The organism is Campylobacter parajejuni (assembly GCF_046764905.1).
Taxonomy (GTDB): Bacteria; Campylobacterota; Campylobacteria; order Campylobacterales; family Campylobacteraceae; genus Campylobacter_D.
The window spans coordinates 98,015-119,934 of the sequence record NZ_JBKORB010000003.1; the positions used below are offsets into that span (position 1 = coordinate 98,015).

Consider the following 21,920-nt stretch of genomic DNA (forward strand, 5'->3'; position numbering starts at 1 on the left):
TCTATACTAAAAAATTTAAGCAGATTGCTTCAATTTGATTAAATCAAATTTCGCAATGACAAACACAGAGTTTGCCACGAAGTCGGGTAACTTCTTGCAATAACGGGCAGGGTTAGACCCTTCACAATGACGGACTTAAAATCACATAAAACTAGGTGCATCATTTGAAAAAAGTATCAAATCCCCGTTTTTAGTCTCTTTGGCTAGGGTTTGTATAAGTTCGCTTTTTTCCTTTAAAATAATAGTTGGAATTTTTAATTCTCTTTTAAAAATTTCAGCATTGACCCCAGCACTAATGATGGCAAAATCAAAGCATTCGTTGATGATTTTAGCAAGTTTTATGTTTTCTTCTTTGCTTACTTCTATTATGCCCGGACTTACTAAAACCTTGCGTCCTTTATAATTTTTACAAAGCCTATAACTTGCACTCATACCCTTAAAATTTCCATTAAATCCATCATCTATGATGAATTTAGGTTCTTTTGAAAGCACTTGTAAGCGATGTTCTACGGAAGTTATTTGCGAAACTTGCTTTTGAATTTTTTCTATTTTTACACCCAAAAAAGCCGCACAAAGTATGCAAACGCAAAGATTTTGAGCGTTAAATTCCCCTAAAATTTGACTTTTAAAGCCATATATTTGCCCATCGATTTGCATTTTAAATTCCAAACCTTCAAGACTTGAATGAATAAAGCTTAATTTATTATCATAAAGGCTTAGCATATCATTTTCTTCCTTTTGAGTGCTAGTATGCAAAAAAGCTTTTTTGAGTCTTTTAGAATTTAAGGCTTCAAGTTTGCTTAAGCGAATATTTTCAACACTTTTAAAATACTCTAAATGTGCATTGCCTATTTCTCCTACTATGCTAATATGGGGTTCTAAAAAACGCGTGATTTCATCTATATCGCCCCTAAGCCTTGCTCCTGCTTCAGCTAGGTAAATTTGCGTTTCATTGCTTAAATTCGCATTAATATCAGCGACTATGCCTAGTAGGGTATTTACAGAACGCGGTGTTTTGTAGGTCTTAAAATCATCTTTTAAGAGTTCGTAGAGAAAATTTTTTATGCTCGTTTTGCCAAAACTGGCTGTAATGAGTATGATTTTTAAATTTTGATTGGCTTTTAATTTCTCTTTGGCTTGTTTTTTATAATATAAATTTGTAAAAAATTCATAAATTTTAAGGCTAAATAAAGCAAAGGGCAGGGTGAGAAGATTAAAAAGAAAAGAAAAACGCAAGGCAAGAATGGCAAAAATAGCATTATAAACAAAAACAAAAACAAAAAACCATTTGATTTTACTTGTAAAAACAAGCTTTTTATCTATGCCTTTATTCCAAAAATACAAAATCACTCCATGTATAAACGCAAAATACACTAAAGAGTATAAAGGAAAAGTTAAGAAGAAAAAATAAGGAATAAACAAAAAATACAAATGCCACAAGGGTTTGTGATAGTGAAAAAATACGCGTTTAAATTTGTAAGAATACCATTGCAAAGCACTCATAAGATAAAAGGCTATGCAAAAATTAAAAAATAAAGAATTGATAAAATAAAAAGCATTGATAAGCATTTAACTTTCCTTGATTTTTTCAGCTATGAAAGCTGAGTGTTTTAAAAAGAAAAAATGGTCCCCTTCTAGAGGGTAAAACTGACTATTTGCAATGAGAGTATGAATCATTTTTCCGCTTTTTAAAGGAGTGGCACTATCGCTAATTCCCCAAAAAATAAGGCTTTTTGCCTTTTGCTTGGCAAAAATTTCACTAAAATCTTCATCCACAACTCTTTTAAAGCTTTCATACATAATAGGGCTAAGATTTGCCCCATCTTTACTAGCAAAATAGCGATAAAATTTTCCCAAACCCAAAAGCTTTAAAAATTTAAAAATGCGGATTTTAAAACGCACTTTTAGGGATTTTTTAGCCAAAATTCCCGCACTCGAAAGCAAGATGAGCGTATCTTTTTCCTTTGCGAGCAAAGTAGCAACCTTGCCCCCAAAAGAATGTCCCATAAAAAAGCGAATATTAAAATTTTTTTGTTTTAAAAAAAGCTCTGTAATCTTTGCATAATCTTGAGTGTTTAAAATTTCTTCCACGCTTGAATTTCCAAAACCTGCTAAATCCATATAAATTTGACAAAATTCTTTTAAATGAGAGCAAAAGCTTTGCTTCATCAGCTCTTTATTTGCACCCCAGCCGTGTAAAATAAGTATTTGTGGCAAGGAAAAATCGCCTAAAATTTCATAAGAAATTTGGTAAGTTTTATGCTTGTAATCAAGCTCTGTTTGTGCCATTTTAAGCCTTTTGGTTTTTGTAGATATTTTCTAAAAGCTGCATAGCATTTTGTAAGCGTTCAAATTCTTTCATATTTAACATCACAGCTTCAAATTTGTTATTTTTTAAAATAACGATTTTTCCACTTTCACTTTTTTTAAGTTTTTCCATAATGGGACTAAAATTTCTTACCACTTCGGTGGCGGTGTAAATTTCATCTTGTTTAAAAGAGAGCATTAATCTTTCCTAAAATACGCTAAATTTTATGTATAATTTAGCGTATTTTGACTTAAAAGCTTATAATTTTCCTTTTTGTCCGTTAATGGAATGAAGGAAGTTATAATTGATTTTTATCATTTTTTCAAGCGAAATTTGCTTGGCTAAAGCGTCTAAGGTGGCGTTAAAATCTTTAAAAAGATAGTGGGCTAGGGAGCCGGGATTTGGGTTGATTTCATTAAGATAAACCTCATTATCCAGCACAAAAAAATCACAACGAATCAAAGCTCCCTTAAACAAAGGATTGTAAATTTTTTTAAAGCTACTTTTAAGCTTTTCTTTTAATTCTTCGCTTAACTTTGCCTCTATAAGTTCAGTATTTCCTGAAAAGCTAAGATATTTTTGGTTAAAATCTAAAAATTCCTTTTTTTTCGGCTCTTCTATGATGGAAAAAACAAACTCATCTTCTATCATGCATCCTGCAAGATTGTATTCTTTAATATCGCTTTTAAATTCTTCTACTAGTATATCGCTATCTAGTTCAAAGCCCACATCTTTGGCGTATTCTAAATCCTTTTCATCTTTTACTATGCTAATGCCTATACTACTGCCTAATCTTGCAGGTTTTATAATGCAAGGAAAAATAAGCTTTTCTTTAGAGTCTTGCTCCTTTCTTAACATAGTATAATCAAGTGTTTTTACTCCAGCATTTTTCGCATAAAGTTTGGTAAGTTCCTTGTTAAAAGACAATACACTAGCTTCGAGTCTAGGACCTATGAATTTCACTCCAAAAAACTCAAGCAAGGCGGCAATTTTTCCATCTTCGCCGTCCTTGCCATGAATGAGATTGATGATACATTCGCATTCTAATTTTTCTTCTTTTAAAAAAGCCTTGCTAAAAAAGCCCCCTTGCTTTATAAAAAGTTCTTTTTCTTTTTTATAAGCTTTGGTACTAAAGGTTTTAGAATTCATTTTTTCACTCAAAATATGATAAAATCTTCTTTCTTCATCACAAAAAATAAATTTTAAATTTTCCTTGATGACTTTTTTAAGCACCACGGCACTGACTATGCTGATTTCATGTTCATAAGAATTTCCACCAAAAAGTATTGCAAAATTCATTTTTTTCCTTTATCCTAGTTTTTTAAGAGCTTCTTTGATGAGTTCGCTTGTGCTTGTTGCTTGACAGCTAGCTAAGACGCTTAAAATTTTATCCTGTTTAAAGCCCAAGCTTATTAAGGCTGCTAAAGCCTCGCTTTTATCATCGCTTACATTTTCAAGCTTATTTTTTGCATCTGCAAGTTCAAGTATAATGCGTTTTGCACTTTTAGCACCGATTCCGGGCACTTTTTTTAACGCACTCTCATCATTTAAACTTAAAGCCTTGTAAAAAGAATTCACATCAAGGCTAGAGCATACTGCCATAGCAGTATTAGCACCCACTCCATTGACCTTTAAAAGCATTTCAAACATTTTTTGCTCATCCTTATCTAAGAAACCATAAAATTTATTAGAATCTTCTTTGATGATTTGAGTGATAAAAAGCTCGTATTTTTCTTGGGAATGAATTTTAGCAGAACAAAAAAGAGAGATAAATACCCCATAGCTTAAACCGCTAGCACATTTGATGATAATAAAAGTAGGTTCTTTTTTTGTGATTATTCCTTCGATGGCGACAACCATTGTATATCCTTTTCTTCGTAATTGAGTTTTTTGTATATTTGCACGCTTTCTTTATTGTTTTGCATGATTTTTTCTATGCCTATAACCCTAGCATTTTCGCTTTGTAAAGAAGAGAAAAAAAGCTCTTCTTTAGGCTCTAAGAGTGAGAATCTAAGCTCATTCATATCCGTCCATTTGCCACTTTTGTTGATAAAATTGGCTTTAAAAAGCAGTTCTTGCAAATGGCTTAATTCTAATTGCAAAGCTTTTTTTCGCTCAAGAATTTGTTTTTCTTCGTTTTGCAATTTAGCAAGTTCTTGATTTTGCAAAGAAAAATTTTTAAGTGCTTTTTCATACCCTGCGGGAATTTTTTGTCCGCTATTTTTAAGCTCTGTCATTGTTTTTTCAAGACTTGAAATTGTATTTTTACTCGCTTTTATGAAGGCTTTGATTTTATCTAGTTTGCGGCTTAATTTGGCACTTTGCTCTTCTAAGGTTTTAAATTCTTCATCATAGTTTTTATCCTTCATTTTTACTTTGGCATTAAATTTATTATTCCTTCCTTTCATGCGTTCTATGGTAGAGTTTTCAAAAAATATACAAGTATTATTACTCTCTAAATCTTCTATATAAATTTTATCCGCTTGTATGTTTCCACCTAAGCTTTTTTTGATTTTTACTTCTTTGGCTTTAACCGTTCCACCTTCAAGCAAGTCTATGTTTAGAATTTCAGCTTCTACAAAGCCCCTGTGGGTTTTTATATAGGCTTCTTTAGCACTCATTTTAGCCTTAGAATGCGTAGTGCCTTCGATTTTCATTTTTGTAGCCTTAAGCTGGGTATTGCTTCCTACACTTCCGTTTATATTTAATTCCTCGCATTCTATTTCTACGCCCGAATTTACGGCGTCTTTTAATTCTGAAACGAAGTTGATATTAATCTTCACATTCTTATCAAGTCCAGCTTTAATCACTCCTACCTTTTTAAATTCCACTTCCTGAAAATCAAGCTCATTGGCAATGTCAAAACTGGCTGCATTTTCCACCACAAAACCTTTTTTTAAGGCTAAATATTCGGTGTATTCTTCTTGTTCGACTTGTTTAAAGGCTGAAGAACAAGAAAATGTAACTTTTTTTTCATTGGCTACTAAAACCTTTAAAGTATGCAAATTTAAGTCCTTGCCTTCTCTACCTTGCTTGGCTTTGGTGTGCCTTAAAACCACTTCATTTTCATCAACCACAATGATACCTGAACGCTTTTCGTCCATAGTGTAATTTTTCGTTTTTTCTTTATAAACTAAGATTAAAGACTCATCTTGACTTTCCACAGGTTCAATACCCTGTGCTACAACGATTTGGATGGTTTTGTTTAAGGCTTGGTTTTTGTGCTGATTGCAAAAAGAAATCAAAATTTTCTTAAAATCAAAAATGCGAATGCCGATTAGGAATTTAAGCTTTAACATTTTTTTATAGATATTTTGCAAAAGTTCTAGGGGGAGCTTTTCATAAAAATTTAAATCCATAAAATCAATCTGTGCGACTATTTTGGTTAAATTTTTATTGGCTATTAATTTAACAGCTTGAGAAATTTGACCGGGTTCTTTACTATGAAAAATTTCTATTTTGTATTCTTGTTTGATTTGTAAATCATTTTTTAAAAAAATTTCATCCTTATCAAAAAGCGTTAAATCCTTTTCGGAAATTTTTTTCCATTCTCCATCCCCAAAACGATACTGAGTGGAAAAGGCTAATAAATTAAAATCAAGCTCATTTAAGTTAAGATGAGTTCTTGAAGCTGTGCTTAAAAGCTCACGAGCGGGATTTTCTGTATAGACAATAATTTTTTCATCCAAAACCAAAACTTTCCCCTTGTAAAAAATTAAGAAAGTAATTATAGTCAATTTTTAATCAATTTTAGTTAAAATGTTGCCTTTGTATTTTAAAACTATGAAAAATTTAAATGAAGAGTTTAGTATTTAAAAATTTTATTATTAATGCTTTGGGGATTTTATTTTCAAGGATTTTAGGACTTGCTAGAGATGTTTTAATAGCCCTTTTTTTAGGAGCAGGGCTTTATAGTGATATTTTTTTTGTAGCCTTAAAAATGCCTGCTTTTTTTAGAAGGATTTTTGCAGAAGGTGCCTTTGGGCAAAGTTTTTTACCTAATTTCGTAAAAGCGAAAAAAAAGGGAGCTTTTTGCCTTAGTGTAATGACGCAATTTAGCCTTATAGTATTTTTATTTTGCCTTTTAGTCAGTTTTTTTTCTTCTTTTTTTACCAAGCTTTTTGCCTTTGGTTTTAATGCCCATACCATAGCCTTAGCAGCACCTTTAGTGGCGATTAATTTTTGGTATTTATTTTTTATTTTTTTGGTTACTTTTTTAGGAGCGATTTTAAATTATAGGCAGAAATTTTTTATCACTTCTTTTTCTGCGGCTTTATTTAATTTAAGCATAGTCATAGCTGCTTTTTTTGTGGATAAAAATGCTCCCCAAAATACACTTTATTATTTTTCTTATGCCACGGTTTTAAGCGGGGTAGCACAGCTTATTTTGCATTTGCTTGTTTTAAGAAATAATCCTGTCATTCGTGCTATGGTTTTAAGCGTGAAATTTAAAAGAGCCAAGGCGAAATTACAAGGCTTTTATAGTAATTTTTTTCACGGAGTGCTAGGCTCTTCTGCGACTCAGTTTAGCTCACTTTTAGATACCACCATAGCTAGTTTTTTAATGAGTGGGAGTATTTCTTATCTTTATTATGCTAACCGCGTTTTTCAGCTTCCTCTGGCACTTTTTGCCATTGCCTTAACTCAGGTTTCTTTTCCAAAAATTTTAAAACATCTAAAAAGCGAACAAGAAAATTTAGCCTTGAAATTTATGCAAAGAGCCTTGGCGATTTTAAGCATTTTACTCATAGTTTCTAGTGTTATAGGTTCTGTGTTTGCTTTAGAAATTTCTAAGCTTTTATTTGAAAGGGGGAATTTTACCCACGAAGATAGCGTGATTACGGCTTATGTTTTAATATCCTATCTCATAGGGCTTTTACCCTTTGGCTTGCAAAAGCTTTTTTCCTTATGGCTTTATGCGAAATTTAAGCAAAAAATAGCCGCTTTTATCGCCGTAAAATCCTTAATCCTTAGTGCTTTATGTTCGCTTATTTTTATACTTTTAATCAAAGATGAAAGCCTAAAGGTTATTGCAGTAGCACTTTCAAGCTCTATTAGTGCTTTTTATTTGCTTATAGCCAATATTAAAGAATTTGGTTTTAAGAAATTTTTTGCTTTAATATCCGTGAAATTTTCTTTGCTAATTATAGTTGCTTTGATTGTTTTTACCCTTTTGCTTATTTTGATTAAGCCTTATATTTTAAGTTTTTTTATGGGAATTTTTACAAGTTTTAAAGGAGTTTTTTGATGAGATTATTAGACAGCGTAACTAAAGAAAAAATAAAGCTTGATAAAAAGGATATTAATATTTATTTATGCGGACCCACAGTTTATGATGATGCGCATTTAGGACATGCAAGAAGCAGTGTTTGTTTTGATTTGTTGCGTAGGGTTTTGCTCGCAAGTGCTTTTCGGGTAAAATTCGCTAGAAATTACACAGACATTGATGATAAGATTTTAAAAAAAATGGCAAAAAACGGGCAAAGTTTAGAAGAAATTACGGAATTTTATATCAAAAGCTATGAAGAGGATATGAGGGCTTTAAATGTTTTAGAACCTGATTTTAAACCCCGTGCAACGCATTATATAGCCATTATGCTTGATTTGATTAAAAAACTAGATGAAAATGGTTTTGTTTATGCTTTAGAAGATGGGATTTATTTTGACACAAGCAAAGATGAAAAATATTTAAGTTTGTCAAATCGCAATTTAGAAGAAAATATTTCCAGACTTAGTTATGAAGTGCAAAAAAGAAATGAAAGTGATTTTGTGCTTTGGAAATTCGATGAAAATTTTTATGAAAGTGAATATGGCAAGGGGCGTCCGGGTTGGCATACTGAATGTGTTGCTATGATTGATTCTATCTTTGCTAAAACGCTTGATATACACGCTGGGGGCATAGATTTGCTTTTTCCTCACCACGAAAATGAAGCCGCTCAGTGTCGTTGTGGATGCAAAAGAGAATTGGCTAAAATTTGGCTACACAATGGCTTTGTAAAAATTGATGGTGAAAAAATGAGTAAAAGCTTAAACAATAGCTTTTTTATAAAAGATGCCCTAAAAGAATTTATGGGCGAAGCTTTGAGATTTTATCTTTTGAGTTCTCATTATAGGGCGCATTTTAATTATGCTTTAGGGGATTTAGAAAATTCTAAAAAGCGTTTGGATAAGTTTTACCGTCTTAAAAAAAGATTGGATTTAAGTGAAATTTCTGATTTTGATGTGTTAAATGATATTGAAATAAAGAGTGAGATTGCTAAAGAAATTTTAGGCGTATTAAGCGATGATTTGAATATTTCTAAGGCTTTAGCACTTTTAGATGATTTTATTAATAATGCCAATTTAGAGCTTGATAAAGAAAGCAAAAATAAAATTTTAAAACAAAATATCAAAGAGGCTTTAAATGAGCTCGCTAAAATTTTTGGCTTTGGTTTTATGGATACAACGCTATATTTTCAATGGGGAGTGAGCGAAAAAGAAAGAGTAGAAATTGAAAGCTTAATCCTAAAAAGAACTGAGGCTAAGAAAAATAAAGATTTTAACACAGCTGATGCCATAAGAGAACAATTAAACAACAAAAAAATCACTCTTTTAGATACTCCAAATGGGACAATTTGGGAGAAAATGAATGTATAAGCAAATGAATTTAAAAGAAGTTTTAATTCGCTTTAAACCCTTTTATAAAAGATACTTCAAGCAGTTTGCCATAGCTATTTTTGGTATGCTTTTAGCTAGTGCTGGAACTGCTGGGAGTTTTTATGCCTTAGAGCCTATTTTAAACTATATTTTCGTTGAAAAAAACGAAGCTTTGCTCTACACTGTGCCTTTTTTGCTGGTGCTTATGTATTTTTTTAAAAATCTTGGAACCTATTTGCAAAGTTTTTATGTTTCTTTTATAGGAACAGATATGCTAAAAGTATTACGCGCTAGGGTTTTAAAAAATATTTTGCGTTTGGATATGGATTTTTTTAAGCGTTATAGAAGTGGTGAGCTTGTAAGCCGCTGCACTAATGATATTAATGCACTTCAAAGCATAGTGGCTAATATCATTCCTGATTTTTTTAGAGAGCTTTTAACTGCCTTAGGACTGCTTGCTGTTGTGCTGTATCAAAGTCCCACTTTAGCCTTTTTTGCTTTGGTAATTTTACCTTTAGCCATTTTCCCCTTGCTGTGGTTTGCTAGAAAACTCAAAAAATACGCAAGAAATATACAAGAGACAAATTCGGATTTGCTTTCTTATTTGGGCGAAATTTTTTCAAATATTGAGCTGATTAAGGCTAATGATAATGAAAAAAAAGAAAGCGATAAATTTGCTAAACACAATGATATTTTATGCAAGTTAAATCTAAAATCCGCACGCATTGACGCACTTACAAGTCCTTTGATGGATATGATGGGCTCACTTGGGGTTGCGGTTGTGATTATAGTAGGTGGCACAGAGGTTATTAAGGGTTCTATGAGTGTGGGAAGTTTTATCAGTTTTATCTCAGCACTTTTTGCGATATACACTCCTTTAAAACGCCTTTCTTCTTTATATGGAAAGCTCCAAGGTGCGGTTGCGGCTAGTGAAAGGACCTTTTATTTGCTTGATTTAGAGCCTGAAATTAAAGGTGGAAGCAAAGAATTAAAAAGCATTGAAAAAATTAGTTTTGAAAATGTTGAATTTGCTTATGAAAATCCACATAAAAGCGTTTTAAAGGGTGTAAATTTTGATTTTAAAAAGGGTCAAATGCTAGCTCTTGTAGGAACAAGCGGGGGCGGAAAATCTTCTATTATTAATCTTTTGATGTATTTTTACGAAAAGCAAGGTGGCAAAATTTTGTTAAATGAAGAAGATATTAGTGCTTTTAGCCCTGCAAGTTTGCATAATAAAATAGGGCTTGTAACGCAAAATATTTATCTTTTTAATGATAGTTTTGCTGCAAATATTGCTTATAGTGAAGAATTAGAAGAAGAAAAAATCATTCAAGCTTTAAAATTAGCCAATGCTTATGAATTTGTTGAAGAAATGGGTGGAATTTGGACTGAGATTAAAGAACATGGTAAAAATTTAAGCGGGGGACAAAAGCAAAGAATAGCCATAGCTAGAGCCTTGTATAAGAACCCTGATGTGCTAATTTTTGATGAAGCCACTTCGGCTTTGGATAATGAAAGCGAAAAGGCTATTATTAACACAATAGAAAATTTAAAGCAAGACAGGCTGATTTTGGTGGTTGCTCACCGTCTAAGCACCATAGAAAATGCAGATAAAATAGTAGTATTGGATAAGGGTAGGGTATTGGCAATAGGCAAGGATGAAGAGCTTTTGCAAACTTGTTCTTTGTATCAAAAATTTAAAAGCAAAGAAAAAACAAAGCCTAGCTTTAGTTAATTTTAGTTAGAATTTCAAAAAGGATTAAAAATGGCTTATGAAATGATAAAACCTTTACTTTTTAAATTAAACCCTGAACACGCTCATTGTTTAACCGAGTATAGTTTAAGGGCTTTAAGTGCTGCTTTTCCCGGAGCTTTAAGTTTTTTAGCGCATCAATACATAGTTGATGATGAAAGCTTAAGACAAAATTTATTAGGACTTGAATTTTATAATCCAGTAGGTTTAGCAGGGGGTTTTGATAAAAATGCCACTATGATAAGAGCTTTAAGTGCTTTAGGATTTGGTTTTTTAGAGCTAGGAACTTTTACTCCAAAAGCCCAAGAAGGCAATGAAAAACCCCGTTTATTTAGACTGATAAAACAAGAAAGCCTACAAAATGCTATGGGTTTTAATAATGACGGAGCGGAAAAAATCGCCACAAGACTTGCAAAAAGCTATCCCTTTGTTTTGCCTTTGGGGGTCAATATAGGAAAAAATAAAATCACTCCAAACGATAAAGCCTTAGAAGATTATTGGACTTTATTTAGAGCTTTTAAAGATTTGTGTGATTATTTTGTTGTCAATATTTCATCTCCTAATACTAAAAATTTAAGAGAATTGCAAAATGATGATTTTTTAAACACCTTGCTTGAGGAGGCAAAAAAAATCACTCTTAAGCCTATTTTAATAAAAATTGCCCCTGATATGAAGATAGATGAAGCTTTGAATTTATGTGAAAATGCTATTAAAAAGGGAGTAGATGGCTTTATATTGGCTAATACCAGTGTTGATTATACTTTATTAGACAATAACCGCACTTTTGGGGGAATTAGCGGAAGGCTTATCACGGAAAAAAGTGGAATTTTCTTTAAAGAAGTGGCTAAGGTTCTTTTTGGCAAAACTTTGCTTATTGCAAGTGGAGGGATTGATAGTGCTGATATTGCTTATGAGCGTATTAAAAATGGGGCTAATTTGGTGCAAGTTTATACGGCTTTGATTTTTAAGGGTCCTTCTTTGGTAAAAAATATCAATCAAAATCTCATAGAGCTTTTAAGAAAAGATGGTTTTTTACATATGAGTGAAGCTGTTGGAGTGAATTTAAAATGATAAATTATGAAAAAATTGAGTTGAAAAACAAACTTGAAGTTTATGCTCTGCCTGTGAATAAAAATAGCGATGTGATTAGCGTTGATATTTTTTATAAAGTAGGCTCAAGAAATGAGATAATGGGAAAAAGTGGCATAGCCCATATGCTTGAACATCTTAATTTTAAAAGCACGAAAAATTTGCGTGCTGGGGAATTTGATGAGCTTGTCAAGGGCTTTGGTGGGGTTGATAATGCAAGCACGGGTTTTGACTATACGCATTATTATATCAAATGTGCGAAGAAGAATTTAGACAAGGCTTTGGAGCTTTTTGCTGAGCTTATGGCAAATTTAAATTTAAAAGATGAGGAATTTCAGCCTGAAAGGGCAGTGGTTTTAGAAGAGCGTAGATGGAGAACAGATAATAATCCTTTGGGTTATTTGTATTTTAGACTCTTTAATCATGCCTTTATGTATCATCCTTATCATTGGACGCCCATAGGTTTTTTTAAGGATATAGAAAATTGGAGTATTGAGGATATTAAAGAATTTCATAGTATTTATTATCAACCTAAAAATGCGATTTTACTTGTAAGTGGGGATATAGACAATAAAGAAGTTTTTGAGTTGGCAAAAAAGCATTTTGAGAAAATCAAAAACACAAAAGCCATACCCAAAATTCACACCCAAGAACCTAAACAAGATGGGATTAAAAGAATAGAGCTGAGTAAGAATTCAGATACCGAGCTTTTAGCTCTTGCTTATAAAATTCCCAATTTCAAACACAAAGACATACCCGCTTTAAACGCTTTAGCAGAACTTTTAGGGAGTGGCAAAAGCTCCTTGATGAGTGAAATTTTGATTGATAAATTAAATTTAATCAATGATTATTACGCTTTCGTTAATGATTGTATAGATGAAAATTTATTTATTTTTATTTGCATTTGTAACCCTAATGTTAAAGCACAGAAGGTAGAAAAAGAGCTTTTAAAAATACTTGATAAGCTTAAAAAGGGTAAAATTTCCCAAAAAGACTTGCAAAGAGTGAAAAACAATGTAAAAAGTGATTTTATTTTTTCGCTTAATAATGCCAGTGCAGTGGCAAATATTTATGGTTCATATCTAGCAAGAGGGGATATAAAACCTTTATTAAACTATGAAAAAGATATACAAAATTTAAAATTACAAGACTTAATTTCTTGTGCTGAAAAATATTTCACCCAAGAAAACGCCACCCTAGCAATTCTAAGAAAGGATACAAATGGATAAAAATATTATTATCGGGGCAATGACAGCACTCATTACGCCTTTTAAAAAGGGCAAACTTGATGAGCAAAGTTATGTAAGATTAATCAAAAGACAGATTGAAAATGGCATAGATGTAGTAGTTCCAGTGGGAACGACAGGAGAGAGTGCCACTTTAACTCACGGAGAACATAGGACTTGCATAGAGTTAGCCGTTGATACTTGTAAGGGAACTAAGGTTAAGGTTTTAGCAGGTGCAGGAAGCAATGCAACTCACGAGGCAGTGGATTTGGCTAACTTTGCTAAAGAGCAGGGTGCTGATGGGATTTTAAGTGTGGCACCCTATTATAACAAACCTACACAACAGGGACTTTACGAGCATTATAAGGCTATTGCACAAAGTGTGGATATACCTGTGCTTTTATATAATGTTCCAAATAGAACGGGCTGTGAGATTGCAACAGATACCATCATCAAGCTTTTTAGGGATTGTGAAAATATTTATGGAGTAAAAGAAGCCAGTGGAAATATCGATAAATGTGTGGATTTACTTGCACACGAGCCTAGAATGATGCTTATTTGTGGAGAAGATGCGATTAATTATCCCATACTTTCAAATGGTGGAAAGGGAGTGATTTCGGTAACTTCAAATTTATTGCCTGATATGATTAGTGCTTTGACGCATTATGCTCTTGATGAAAATTATAAAGAGGCTAAGAAAATTAACGATGAGCTTTATAATATCAATAAAATTTTATTTTGTGAAAGCAATCCCATACCTATTAAAACCGCTATGTATATAGCAGGACTTATAGAAAGTTTAGAATTTAGACTTCCTCTTTGTCCCCCAAGTAAAGAAAATTTTACCAAAATCGAAGAAGTGATGAAAAAATACAATATTAAAGGATTTTAATGAATACAGAATTTCAAGGAAAAACTTTAGTGATTAGCGGCGGAACGCGAGGCATAGGTAAGGCTATAGTTTATGAATTTGCCAAAGTTGGCGTTAATATCGCTTTTACTTATAATTCTAATGCACAAATAGCCGATGAAATCGTGCAGGATTTAGAGCAAAATTATAAAATCAAAGCTAAAGCTTATGAGTTTAATATCTTAGAGCCTGAAAACTATAAAGAACTTTTTGAAAAAATTGATGGAGATTTTGATAGGGTGGATTATTTCATTTCCAATGCCATTATTTCAGGTCGTGCGGTTGTAGGGGGTTATACTAAATTTATGAAATTAAAACCTAAGGGGATTAATAATATCTTTACAGCCACGGTCAATGCCTTTGTAGTAGGCTCACAAGAAGCGGCTAAAAGAATGGAAAAAGTAGGGGGCGGAAGCATTATATCCATCTCATCTACGGGGAATTTGGTGCATATTGAAAATTATGCAGGACACGGCACAGCAAAAGCAGCGGTGGAAGCTATGGCAAGATATGCGGCTACTGAGTTAGGAGATAAAAATATTCGCGTAAATGTAGTCAGTGGCGGACCCATTGAAACGGATGCTTTAAGAGCTTTTACGAATTACGAAGAGGTTAAACAAGCTACTATTAATTTAAGCCCTTTAAATCGTATGGGACAGCCTGAGGATTTAGCTGGTGCCTGTCTTTTTCTTTGTTCAAGTAAGGCTAGTTGGGTAACAGGACATAGTTTCATCGTTGATGGTGGAACGACATTTAAATAAAAGAAAAATCTTGTAGATTTTTCTTAATCCAGCTTGAGTTTCCAGCCTAAAAAGGCACTTAAAAGTGTAAGTAAAAAGATAAAATTTAAAGTTAAATTGCCAAAACCTATAAATCCTATGGATAAAACACTATAAAAAAATCCCCCCACAGCCGAATAAATGCAAATCGTGCTTAAAGAGCCATTTTCTGCCATTTTTTTACATGGGCAGATTTTATAAAATTTTTTTTCATTAAATTGCTTTTTGTTTTTGTTTCCTAAAAATAAACCCAAAAATGCAAAGAGATTTAAAAAGATAAAGGCATATAATAAAATTCTATCTAAATCCACGCCCTATCCTTAGAAATATCTAAGCCAAGAAGGCAAATGGATTTGCTCTTCTTTTAAAGTAGTTTCTTGTCCGTGTCCGGGTAAAAGTCTAAAATCATCTTTATAAGCCATAACCTTTTCTAGACTTTGTTTCATTAAATTGGCATCAGAATAAGGAAAATCCCATCTACCTATACTTCTATAAAACAAAAAATCCCCGCTAAACATTAAATTTTCGCCCACAAGTTCTATCATAGTGCAACCGGGTGTGTGTCCGGGCAGGAAATGGAATTTAAAATCGCACCCTGTGATATTTAGCACCTTTTCATTCTCAATCAAAACATCAGCTTCGCTTACTTCAAAGCCGTAAGAAAAAGGGTCTTTTAGCATAAATTCATCGTTTTTATGGATATAAAGGGGGACGCTAAATTCCCTTTTGATTTTGGCATTATCCCAAATATGGTCAAAATGCCCGTGAGTATTGAGAATGGCTAGGGGATTTTTGACATTTTGCTTGACAAAATGAAAAGCTTCTATGCCCGGGTCTATAATAAATTCCCCCTTCCTTGTAAATAAAATATAGCAATTTGTCTCATATGCCCCGCAAGACTGTCTTAAAATATCCATAATTAAAACTCCCTAAAGTAAAAATTTTAAAATTATATATTTTTTTCCTATGCTTTGCAAATTTAGAAGATAAAGAATGAAACTAGAATTTAAAAAATATTTAAAAAGGGGAAAATTCCCCTTGTAAATTTTAAGCGGATATATCCACTAGCTTAGAGCTTTTATAGCGGTCTTTTTTAGCATTTGAAGCTGTATTTTCATCGCTTTCATTAGTAGCTTCATTTTTGTTTTTACTCTCTTTACTTTCTTTTTCTTCAGCCTCTAAAGAAAGTTTTAGCACATTTTTACCCATTTTGGTTCTACCATAATTTTCAGTTTCAAAAGTGCCACAATCAGTTACCATTATCATACAAACTCCTTTTTGTAATCTTTGAGCTTAATTCGCTCATAAAAATCATAAAAAAAGAAAAATAAATTTATTATAAATATATTTAAAAATTCAAACTTTTTTATTTTGTAGTTTCATTTTTACACAAATTTTTATAAGATTTAGAATTTTTAAAAGAAAATAAAATATAATTTAAGCATTCATTTTAAAGGCACATTAATGGATGATAAAATTAAAAAAATTGAAAATTTCATACAAGAAAAAATAAAAAATTCTCAAACTCAAGGTGCGATTTTAGGACTTAGCGGGGGTATTGACTCAGCCTTAGTTGCAATGCTTTGCAAAAGAGCTTTAAAAGATAAGGTCTTTGCTCTTTTAATGCCCACTCAAAGCTCAAATAAATCCCATTTTCAAGACGCCTTAAGGCTTTGTGATAGCTTAGAACTTGAGTATAAAATCATAGAAATTCAAAACATTTTGGACGCTTTTTTAAAGCAAAGTGAAAATACCACCGCACTAGCCTTAGGAAATTTTGCGGCTCGTATTAGAATGAGTTTGCTTTATGATTATTCTTCTTTGAAAAATTATCTTGTAGTCGGCACTTCCAATAAAAGCGAATTAATGCTAGGCTATGGCACTATTTATGGGGATTTAGCTTGTGCTTTTCAGCCTTTAGGCTCTCTTTATAAAAGCCAAATTTACGCCTTGTCAAAACACCTTCATTTGCATGAAAATTTCATCACAAAAACTCCCAGTGCTGATTTGTGGGAAAATCAAAGCGATGAAGCGGATTTGGGCTTTAGCTACGCACAAATTGATGAAGGGTTAAAAGCCTTAGAAACAAGAGATGAAAAAGTTCTTGCAAGGCTAAATCCTGCTTTAATCTCAATGCTTCAAACAAGAATGCAAAAAAATGCTTTCAAAAGAAAAATGCCTGAAATTTTGGAGCTTGATAATGGATGAAAAAAAATACACCCTGTGGCTGGATAATTATTTTTTTAAGCCCAGTTTTTTGCAAAAATGCCTAGCCTTAGTGCTTTTGCCCTTAAGTTTTATTTATGCTTTTTGTGCGATTTTAAACACTTTTTTTCGCAAGAAAGTTGATTTTAAAAGACCTATTATTAGCGTGGGAAATTTAAGTTTTGGTGGCAATGGCAAAACCCCGCTTTGCAAGGCTATTGCAAGGGAATTTGAAGGGGTTTTTATCGTGCTTAGGGGCTATAAGAGAAAAAGCAAGGGCTTAGTGCTTGTTAAAAAAGAAGATAAAATACTTTGTGATTTAAGCCAAAGTGGGGACGAGGCTATGGAGTATGCCTACGAAAAGAGCATTAAGGGCGTTTTGGTAAGCGAAGATAGGATAAAGGGCATTGAAAAAGCCTTTGAGTTGGGAGCAAAAATCGTCTTGCTTGATGATGCTTTTTCTAAATTTCATATTAAAAAAATGGATATTTTGCTTCAAAGCAGTATCAAGCCTTATTTTAATTTTACCCTGCCAAGCGGGGCTTATCGTTTGCCTAAATTTTATGAAAAAAGGGCTGATTTTATCGCTTTGGAGGGCAGGGATTTTGTGCGTTATTCTTACACTAAGGAAAATCCTAAGGCTATCTTAGTTACAGCCATAGCCAAGCCTTTTAGGTTGCATGAACATTTTATTAAGGCTAGGGCTTGTTATTTTTTTAAAGACCATTATGAATTTAAAAAAGAAGAGCTAGAAAATTTGCTTAAAAAACATCATTGCGATACACTTATGCTTACTTTTAAGGATTTTGTTAAGGTTAAAGACTTTGGCTTTAAAACCCAGCTTATAGAATTAAATATAGAATTAAAATCCCCATTAAGACAAAGCTTAAAAACTTATATCAAGGAGTTTGAATATGCACTTAGTTGAAAGCACAAATGCGAATAACAAAATAGATTTTAAACAAGCACTCATTAATCCCAATGCCCCGCAAGGTGGGCTTTACTCGCCTTTAACCCTGCCTCTTTTTGATGGAGAGAAATACTCTGCTTTGTCCTATAAGGATTTTGCTTTGAAATTGATTGAAAGCTTTGGTTTTGGCTATGAAGATTTGTTTAAAAAAGCCTTAAAAAGCTATGAAAATTTTGACGATAAGCACTGCCCTATAAGGCTTAGAAAAATCAAGGATAAGCTTTATATCAATGAGCTTTATCACGGACCCACTCGTGCCTTTAAGGATATGGCTTTACAGCCCTTTGGAGTGCTTTTGAGTGAATTTTCAAAGGATAAAAATATTCTTATTATTTGTGCTACAAGTGGCGATACAGGACCTGCTACGCTTAAAAGCTTTGAAAAGGCGAGTAATGTTAAGGTGGTTTGTATATATCCAAAGGGTGGCACAAGCAGGGTTCAAGAGCTACAAATGAGAGCCCTAGATAAGGATAATTTAAAGGTTTTTGCTATAAAAGGCGATTTTGATACAGCCCAGGGCACCTTAAAACAATTGCTTCATTCTAAGGATTTTCAAAATAAAATTAAGGCTTTAGATTATGAGCTTTGTGCGGCAAATTCTGTGAATTTTGGTCGTATTTTATTTCAAATCATTTATCATTATTATGCGAGTTTAAAGCTTTATGCTGAACTAAAAGAAAGTGCTGAAATCATCATTCCTAGCGGGAATTTTGGCAATGCTTTGGGGGCTTTTTATGCCAAGCAAATGGGGGCTAAAATTGCAAAAATCAAAATCGCTTCAAATGCCAATAATATTTTGAGTGAATTTTTTAACACAGGCATTTATGATTTGCAAGGCAAAATTCTTAAAAAAACCCTTTCTCCAGCTATGGATATACTTGTTTCTTCCAATGTTGAGAGGCTTTTGTTTGCCAAATTTGGCGATAAAAGAACCCATGAGCTTATGAGTTTGCTCAAAAATAAAAGGGTTTTTAAGCTTGAAAAAGAAGAATTGCAAAGCCTGCAAGAAGATTTTGAAGCGGATTTTTGCACAGATGAAGAAGTTATAGAATTTATAAGAGCCAATAAGCTTTTAATAGACCCGCACACCGCTACTTGCTTTAAGCTTGTAGATACTACTAAAACGCAAATTATCACAGCCACAGCCGAGTGGAGTAAATTCACTCCTAGTATGATAAAGGCTCTTTATGATAGAGAATGCGTAGATGAAAAGAGTGATTTAGAGCTTATTGCTAGGGATTTTGACTTAGAAGCTAAGGAGGATATTTTGAATTTATTTGATATGAAAAAAGAAAATGAGCAAGTTTTTGACCCAGCTAAAATACAAGAAGCCATTTTAGAATGGGTGCAAAAATGATTATCATCCCTGCAAGATTGAAATCAAGCCGTTTTAGTGAGAAAATTTTGTGCGACATAGGGGGGCTGCCTATGTTTATCTTCACGGCTAAACGCGTGAGTGAAATTGATGAGCTTTGTATAGCTGTGGATGATGAAAGGGTGCTTAAAATCGCTAGGGATTATGGTTTTAAGGCTGTGCTTACAAGTTTAGAGCATAAAAGCGGCACGGATAGGATTAATGAAGCTTGTGAGCTTTTGGGACTAAATGAAAATGAGCTTATTATCAATGTTCAAGCTGATGAGCCCTTTATTGAGCTTGAGAATTTGGCTAAATTTAAGGACTTTGCTAGTTCTTGTGTAGGCAAGGATGCCTTTATGGCGAGTTGTTTTAAAAATATAAGTGCTAAAGAAGCTAAAGATTCCAATTTAGTCAAGGTGGTGTGCGATGAATTAGGCTTTGCCTTATATTTTTCTCGCTCAAAACTTCCCTTTGAAAGAGAGACTTATACTAAAAATTTCAAAGGACATTTGGGAATTTATGCTTATAGAGTAGGGGCTTTAAAGGAGTTTTGCTCTTTTGCAAGTTCAGCCTTAGAAAATGCTGAAAAACTTGAGCAATTAAGAGCCTTAGAAAACGGCAAGAAAATCAAAATGCTAGAGCTTCAAACTAGGAGTATAGGTATAGATACTAAAGAGGATTACCAAAGAGCTTTGGAATTTTATAAGAAATTCTAATTTGCAAATTGTTTTTTTCGTTAAAATGCTTTTTCAATTTTAAATTTACAAGGAGAAAAGATGAAAAAAGTAGTTGTGTTAGCAAGTGTGCTTGGAGCTTTATTTGCAAATAGTATTGATAAAAATGTGCTTTATGAAGGTGCTAGGGTGCTTGAAGTCAGTAAAAAGAGTGATAGGATTGATGAGTTTAATGACATAGTTTATAAGCAGGTTAAAACAAGAGATTCTGTAAAAGAACTGCACTTAAGCATACTCGCACCCCAAAACGATACCCTTAAACCTGCTATTATTTTTTATACAGGCGGAGGTTTTCAAAGTGCTTCATATCACCGCTTTATCCAAATGCGTATGGCTTTAGCCGAAGCAGGTTTTGTGGTGGTTTCAGCGCAATACCGTGTGATACCTGATACCTTTCCTGCACTCATAGAAGATGCTAAAGCGGCGATTCGTTATGTGAAGGCTCACGCTAAAGAATACGGCATAGATTCTAAACGCATAGGAATTTTAGGCGATAGTGCAGGTGGCTATGTCGCCCAAATGATGGGACTGGCTAAGGATAAAAAATACGATGTGGGAGAAAATCTTAATCAAAACTCACAAGTGCAAGCTGTGGCGACTCTTTATGGAATTTCAAATCTTTTAAGCATAGGCGAAGGTTTTTCTAAAGAAGTGCAAGAAGTGCATAAGTCTAAGGCAGTAACTGAAGCTTTAATGCTTAATGGTGTAGCGTTTAAAGATTTTAGCGGAGCTGCCATAGATGCAGATGAGAAAAAGGCTTTAGCCGCTTCGCCACTTGGAAATTTAGATGGCAAAAAACCGCCCTTTTTGATTATGCACGGCGATAGCGATACTTTGGTCTCTCCTATGCAGAGCAAAAGACTTTATGTTGCTTTAAGGGCTAAAAAAATTCCTGTGGATTATGTGGTGGTAAAAAATGCTGAACACGCTGATGATTTATGGTATCAACAAGTAGTTTTTGATGAAGTGATACGATTTTTCAAGCAAAACTTGACTAAAAAATAATTTTTTCCTTTAAAAGGGCTTAAAAAATTTAAGCTAAATTTTGATATTATTTTTCAATTTTTAAAAAAAGGGTGGAAGAATGAAAAAAATTACATTTTTTTTGACTTTGTTTTTTGCTCTAAGTTTAGTAGCAAAAGATTTGGTAGTAGGTATGGAGCTGGGTTATCCTCCTTTTGAGATGAGTGATACTAAGGGTAAGCCAAGCGGAGTGAGTGTGGATTTTTTAGAAAAATTTGCTAAAGAAAATGGCTTTAATTTAGTGGTGCAAAATATAGCTTGGGATGGACTTATCCCGGCTCTTAAGACCAAAAAGGTTGATTTGATTATGTCTTCTATGACCATTACAGATGAAAGAGCTAGGGTGGTGGATTTTACCAAACCTTACGCACAGGCGAATTTGGCGATTTTAACCCCTATAAATTCAGGCGTAAGTTCCATAAAAGATTTGGATGAAAAGGGTAGAATTTTAGCCTTAAAGCGTGGTTCTACGGGTCATTTGTATGCAGTTAAAAATCTTAAAAATGCGACTTTGCATTTATTTGATAAAGAAAATGCGGCAATTTTAGAGGTCATTCAGGGCAAGGCAGATGGCTTTTTTTATGACCAACTTAGCATTTACAGGGCTTGGCAAAAACACCAAGACAGCACCAAAGCTATTTTAAGTCCTTTTCAAGAAAAACCAGAATTTTGGGGTATAGCTGTAAGAAAGGGCGATGAAGCTTTGAAGAATAAGCTTGACAATTTCATCGATGAGAGCAAGAAAAATGGCTTTTTAGATTCTTTGGGTGATAAGTATTTAAAAGACATTAAAGAAGTTTTTAAGCAAAATAATATCACTTTTTTCTTGTAGGCTTAAATTTTGATATAGAGCTATACTCTGTGATAGCAGTTTAAATTGATATGATAATCACAACTTGGCACTAAGCTTAGTTTTTGGGTGTGTTTTAC

General features: G+C 33.1%; 22 protein-coding genes. 13 read left to right on the plus strand and 9 right to left on the minus strand.

The genetic code is table 11. The features are described from left to right. Positions 1-141: 141 nt before the first annotated feature. Genes ACLL8X_RS03790 through ACLL8X_RS03815 form a run of 6 tightly spaced genes read right to left on the minus strand, consistent with a single transcriptional unit; the run spans position 142 to position 6,003 of the window. On the minus strand, positions 142-1,569 hold the full coding sequence (locus ACLL8X_RS03790) for a Mur ligase family protein (protein WP_411989612.1): 1,428 nt from the start codon (positions 1,567-1,569) through the stop codon (positions 142-144). After that, positions 1,570-2,289 (minus strand): EstV family lipase, encoded by a 720-nt coding sequence (gene estV / locus ACLL8X_RS03795; protein WP_411989613.1) that lies wholly within the window; start codon positions 2,287-2,289, stop codon positions 1,570-1,572. Position 2,290: 1 nt separating this feature from the next. Continuing rightward, complete coding sequence (locus tag ACLL8X_RS03800) at positions 2,291-2,506, minus strand: type II toxin-antitoxin system Phd/YefM family antitoxin (protein WP_002934936.1); 216 nt, start codon at positions 2,504-2,506, stop codon at positions 2,291-2,293. A gap of 60 nt (positions 2,507-2,566) precedes the next feature. Then, the gene (locus ACLL8X_RS03805; protein WP_411989614.1) at positions 2,567-3,607 is read right to left on the minus strand and encodes a D-alanine--D-alanine ligase; all 1,041 of its coding nucleotides are present in this window, start codon (positions 3,605-3,607) and stop codon (positions 2,567-2,569) included. Positions 3,608-3,616: 9 nt separating this feature from the next. Continuing rightward, positions 3,617-4,168: a Holliday junction branch migration protein RuvA gene (ruvA, locus tag ACLL8X_RS03810; protein ID WP_411989615.1), complete on the minus strand. Its 552-nt coding sequence runs from the start codon at positions 4,166-4,168 to the stop codon at positions 3,617-3,619. Further along, complete coding sequence (locus ACLL8X_RS03815; protein WP_411989616.1) at positions 4,144-6,003, minus strand: flagellar assembly protein A; 1,860 nt, start codon at positions 6,001-6,003, stop codon at positions 4,144-4,146. Before ACLL8X_RS03815 ends, ruvA begins: the two co-directional genes overlap by 25 nt. Positions 6,004-6,104: 101 nt before the next feature. On the opposite strand from ACLL8X_RS03815, the gene murJ reads away from it, so the two are divergent. From murJ to ACLL8X_RS03850, 7 genes are read left to right on the plus strand one after another with little or no spacing between them, the layout of a single operon-like run. Next, on the plus strand, positions 6,105-7,556 hold the full coding sequence (gene murJ, locus ACLL8X_RS03820) for a murein biosynthesis integral membrane protein MurJ (RefSeq protein ID WP_411989617.1): 1,452 nt from the start codon (positions 6,105-6,107) through the stop codon (positions 7,554-7,556). Next, positions 7,556-8,944: a cysteine--tRNA ligase gene (cysS, locus tag ACLL8X_RS03825; protein WP_411989618.1), complete on the plus strand. Its 1,389-nt coding sequence runs from the start codon at positions 7,556-7,558 to the stop codon at positions 8,942-8,944. The genes murJ and cysS overlap by 1 nt, the downstream gene beginning before the upstream one ends. Then, positions 8,937-10,679 carry an ABC transporter ATP-binding protein gene (locus tag ACLL8X_RS03830; RefSeq protein WP_411989619.1) on the plus strand — a complete coding sequence of 581 codons (1,743 nt, stop codon included), beginning with the start codon at positions 8,937-8,939 and terminating at the stop codon, positions 10,677-10,679. Before cysS ends, ACLL8X_RS03830 begins: the two co-directional genes overlap by 8 nt. A gap of 30 nt (positions 10,680-10,709) precedes the next feature. Next, positions 10,710-11,768 carry a quinone-dependent dihydroorotate dehydrogenase gene (locus ACLL8X_RS03835; RefSeq protein WP_411989620.1) on the plus strand — a complete coding sequence of 353 codons (1,059 nt, stop codon included), beginning with the start codon at positions 10,710-10,712 and terminating at the stop codon, positions 11,766-11,768. Continuing rightward, positions 11,765-13,015: a M16 family metallopeptidase gene (locus ACLL8X_RS03840; protein WP_411989621.1), complete on the plus strand. Its 1,251-nt coding sequence runs from the start codon at positions 11,765-11,767 to the stop codon at positions 13,013-13,015. The genes ACLL8X_RS03835 and ACLL8X_RS03840 overlap by 4 nt, the downstream gene beginning before the upstream one ends. After that, positions 13,008-13,904, plus strand: coding sequence for a 4-hydroxy-tetrahydrodipicolinate synthase (gene dapA, locus ACLL8X_RS03845; protein WP_411989622.1), 897 nt, complete (start codon positions 13,008-13,010; stop codon positions 13,902-13,904). Before ACLL8X_RS03840 ends, dapA begins: the two co-directional genes overlap by 8 nt. Beyond that, a complete protein-coding gene (locus tag ACLL8X_RS03850) occupies positions 13,904-14,683 on the plus strand; it encodes an enoyl-ACP reductase (protein ID WP_411989623.1) in 780 nt (259 codons plus the stop codon). The genes dapA and ACLL8X_RS03850 overlap by 1 nt, the downstream gene beginning before the upstream one ends. 23 nt (positions 14,684-14,706) lie before the next feature. Here ACLL8X_RS03850 and ACLL8X_RS03855 read toward each other — a convergent pair whose 3' ends face one another. From ACLL8X_RS03855 to ACLL8X_RS03865, 3 genes are all read right to left on the minus strand, one after another. Beyond that, positions 14,707-15,012: a hypothetical protein gene (locus ACLL8X_RS03855; protein WP_411989624.1), complete on the minus strand. Its 306-nt coding sequence runs from the start codon at positions 15,010-15,012 to the stop codon at positions 14,707-14,709. 9 nt (positions 15,013-15,021) lie between these two features. Beyond that, complete coding sequence (locus tag ACLL8X_RS03860; RefSeq protein WP_411989625.1) at positions 15,022-15,618, minus strand: MBL fold metallo-hydrolase; 597 nt, start codon at positions 15,616-15,618, stop codon at positions 15,022-15,024. Positions 15,619-15,748: 130 nt separating this feature from the next. Next, complete coding sequence (locus ACLL8X_RS03865; RefSeq protein WP_411989626.1) at positions 15,749-15,967, minus strand: hypothetical protein; 219 nt, start codon at positions 15,965-15,967, stop codon at positions 15,749-15,751. Positions 15,968-16,165: 198 nt separating this feature from the next. Between ACLL8X_RS03865 and ACLL8X_RS03870 the strand changes: the two genes are divergently transcribed. The 6 genes from ACLL8X_RS03870 to ACLL8X_RS03895 all read left to right on the plus strand — a co-directional run bounded on the left by ACLL8X_RS03870 (position 16,166) and on the right by ACLL8X_RS03895 (position 21,822). Beyond that, the gene (locus ACLL8X_RS03870) at positions 16,166-16,909 is read left to right on the plus strand and encodes an NAD+ synthase (protein WP_411989627.1); all 744 of its coding nucleotides are present in this window, start codon (positions 16,166-16,168) and stop codon (positions 16,907-16,909) included. After that, entirely contained in the window at positions 16,899-17,834 is a 936-nt protein-coding gene (locus ACLL8X_RS03875) for a tetraacyldisaccharide 4'-kinase (protein ID WP_411989738.1), read from the plus strand. Before ACLL8X_RS03870 ends, ACLL8X_RS03875 begins: the two co-directional genes overlap by 11 nt. Further along, positions 17,821-19,233, plus strand: a complete 1,413-nt coding sequence (gene thrC, locus ACLL8X_RS03880; protein ID WP_411989628.1) for a threonine synthase — start codon at positions 17,821-17,823, stop codon at positions 19,231-19,233. Before ACLL8X_RS03875 ends, thrC begins: the two co-directional genes overlap by 14 nt. After that, on the plus strand, positions 19,230-19,949 hold the full coding sequence (kdsB, locus tag ACLL8X_RS03885) for a 3-deoxy-manno-octulosonate cytidylyltransferase (protein WP_411989739.1): 720 nt from the start codon (positions 19,230-19,232) through the stop codon (positions 19,947-19,949). The genes thrC and kdsB overlap by 4 nt, the downstream gene beginning before the upstream one ends. Before the next feature lie 60 nt (positions 19,950-20,009). Then, positions 20,010-20,972 (plus strand): alpha/beta hydrolase fold domain-containing protein, encoded by a 963-nt coding sequence (locus tag ACLL8X_RS03890; protein WP_411989629.1) that lies wholly within the window; start codon positions 20,010-20,012, stop codon positions 20,970-20,972. 79 nt (positions 20,973-21,051) lie between these two features. Further along, a complete protein-coding gene (locus ACLL8X_RS03895; protein ID WP_411989630.1) occupies positions 21,052-21,822 on the plus strand; it encodes a transporter substrate-binding domain-containing protein in 771 nt (256 codons plus the stop codon). Positions 21,823-21,920 lie beyond the last annotated feature (98 nt).

Excerpts from the sequence above, each read along its gene's own strand:
- ACLL8X_RS03790 (WP_411989612.1), bottom strand. The coding sequence starts at position 1,569 with ATGCTTATCAATGCTTTTTATTTTATCAATTCTTTATTTTTTAATTTT.
- ACLL8X_RS03835 (WP_411989620.1), top strand. The coding sequence starts at position 10,710 with ATGGCTTATGAAATGATAAAACCTTTACTTTTTAAATTAAACCCTGAA.
- ACLL8X_RS03840 (WP_411989621.1), top strand. The coding sequence starts at position 11,765 with ATGATAAATTATGAAAAAATTGAGTTGAAAAACAAACTTGAAGTTTAT.
- ACLL8X_RS03850 (WP_411989623.1), top strand. The coding sequence starts at position 13,904 with ATGAATACAGAATTTCAAGGAAAAACTTTAGTGATTAGCGGCGGAACG.
- murJ (WP_411989617.1), top strand. The coding sequence starts at position 6,105 with ATGAAGAGTTTAGTATTTAAAAATTTTATTATTAATGCTTTGGGGATT.
- thrC (WP_411989628.1), top strand. The coding sequence starts at position 17,821 with ATGCACTTAGTTGAAAGCACAAATGCGAATAACAAAATAGATTTTAAA.
- ACLL8X_RS03805 (WP_411989614.1), bottom strand. The coding sequence starts at position 3,607 with ATGAATTTTGCAATACTTTTTGGTGGAAATTCTTATGAACATGAAATC.
- ACLL8X_RS03830 (WP_411989619.1), top strand. The coding sequence starts at position 8,937 with ATGTATAAGCAAATGAATTTAAAAGAAGTTTTAATTCGCTTTAAACCC.
- ACLL8X_RS03860 (WP_411989625.1), bottom strand. The coding sequence starts at position 15,618 with ATGGATATTTTAAGACAGTCTTGCGGGGCATATGAGACAAATTGCTAT.
- estV (WP_411989613.1), bottom strand. The coding sequence starts at position 2,289 with ATGGCACAAACAGAGCTTGATTACAAGCATAAAACTTACCAAATTTCT.
- ACLL8X_RS03870 (WP_411989627.1), top strand. The coding sequence starts at position 16,166 with ATGGATGATAAAATTAAAAAAATTGAAAATTTCATACAAGAAAAAATA.
- ACLL8X_RS03895 (WP_411989630.1), top strand. The coding sequence starts at position 21,052 with ATGAAAAAAATTACATTTTTTTTGACTTTGTTTTTTGCTCTAAGTTTA.
- ACLL8X_RS03890 (WP_411989629.1), top strand. The coding sequence starts at position 20,010 with ATGAAAAAAGTAGTTGTGTTAGCAAGTGTGCTTGGAGCTTTATTTGCA.
- ACLL8X_RS03800 (WP_002934936.1), bottom strand. The coding sequence starts at position 2,506 with ATGCTCTCTTTTAAACAAGATGAAATTTACACCGCCACCGAAGTGGTA.
- kdsB (WP_411989739.1), top strand. The coding sequence starts at position 19,230 with ATGATTATCATCCCTGCAAGATTGAAATCAAGCCGTTTTAGTGAGAAA.
- dapA (WP_411989622.1), top strand. The coding sequence starts at position 13,008 with ATGGATAAAAATATTATTATCGGGGCAATGACAGCACTCATTACGCCT.
- ruvA (WP_411989615.1), bottom strand. The coding sequence starts at position 4,168 with ATGGTTGTCGCCATCGAAGGAATAATCACAAAAAAAGAACCTACTTTT.
- ACLL8X_RS03865 (WP_411989626.1), bottom strand. The coding sequence starts at position 15,967 with ATGATAATGGTAACTGATTGTGGCACTTTTGAAACTGAAAATTATGGT.
- cysS (WP_411989618.1), top strand. The coding sequence starts at position 7,556 with ATGAGATTATTAGACAGCGTAACTAAAGAAAAAATAAAGCTTGATAAA.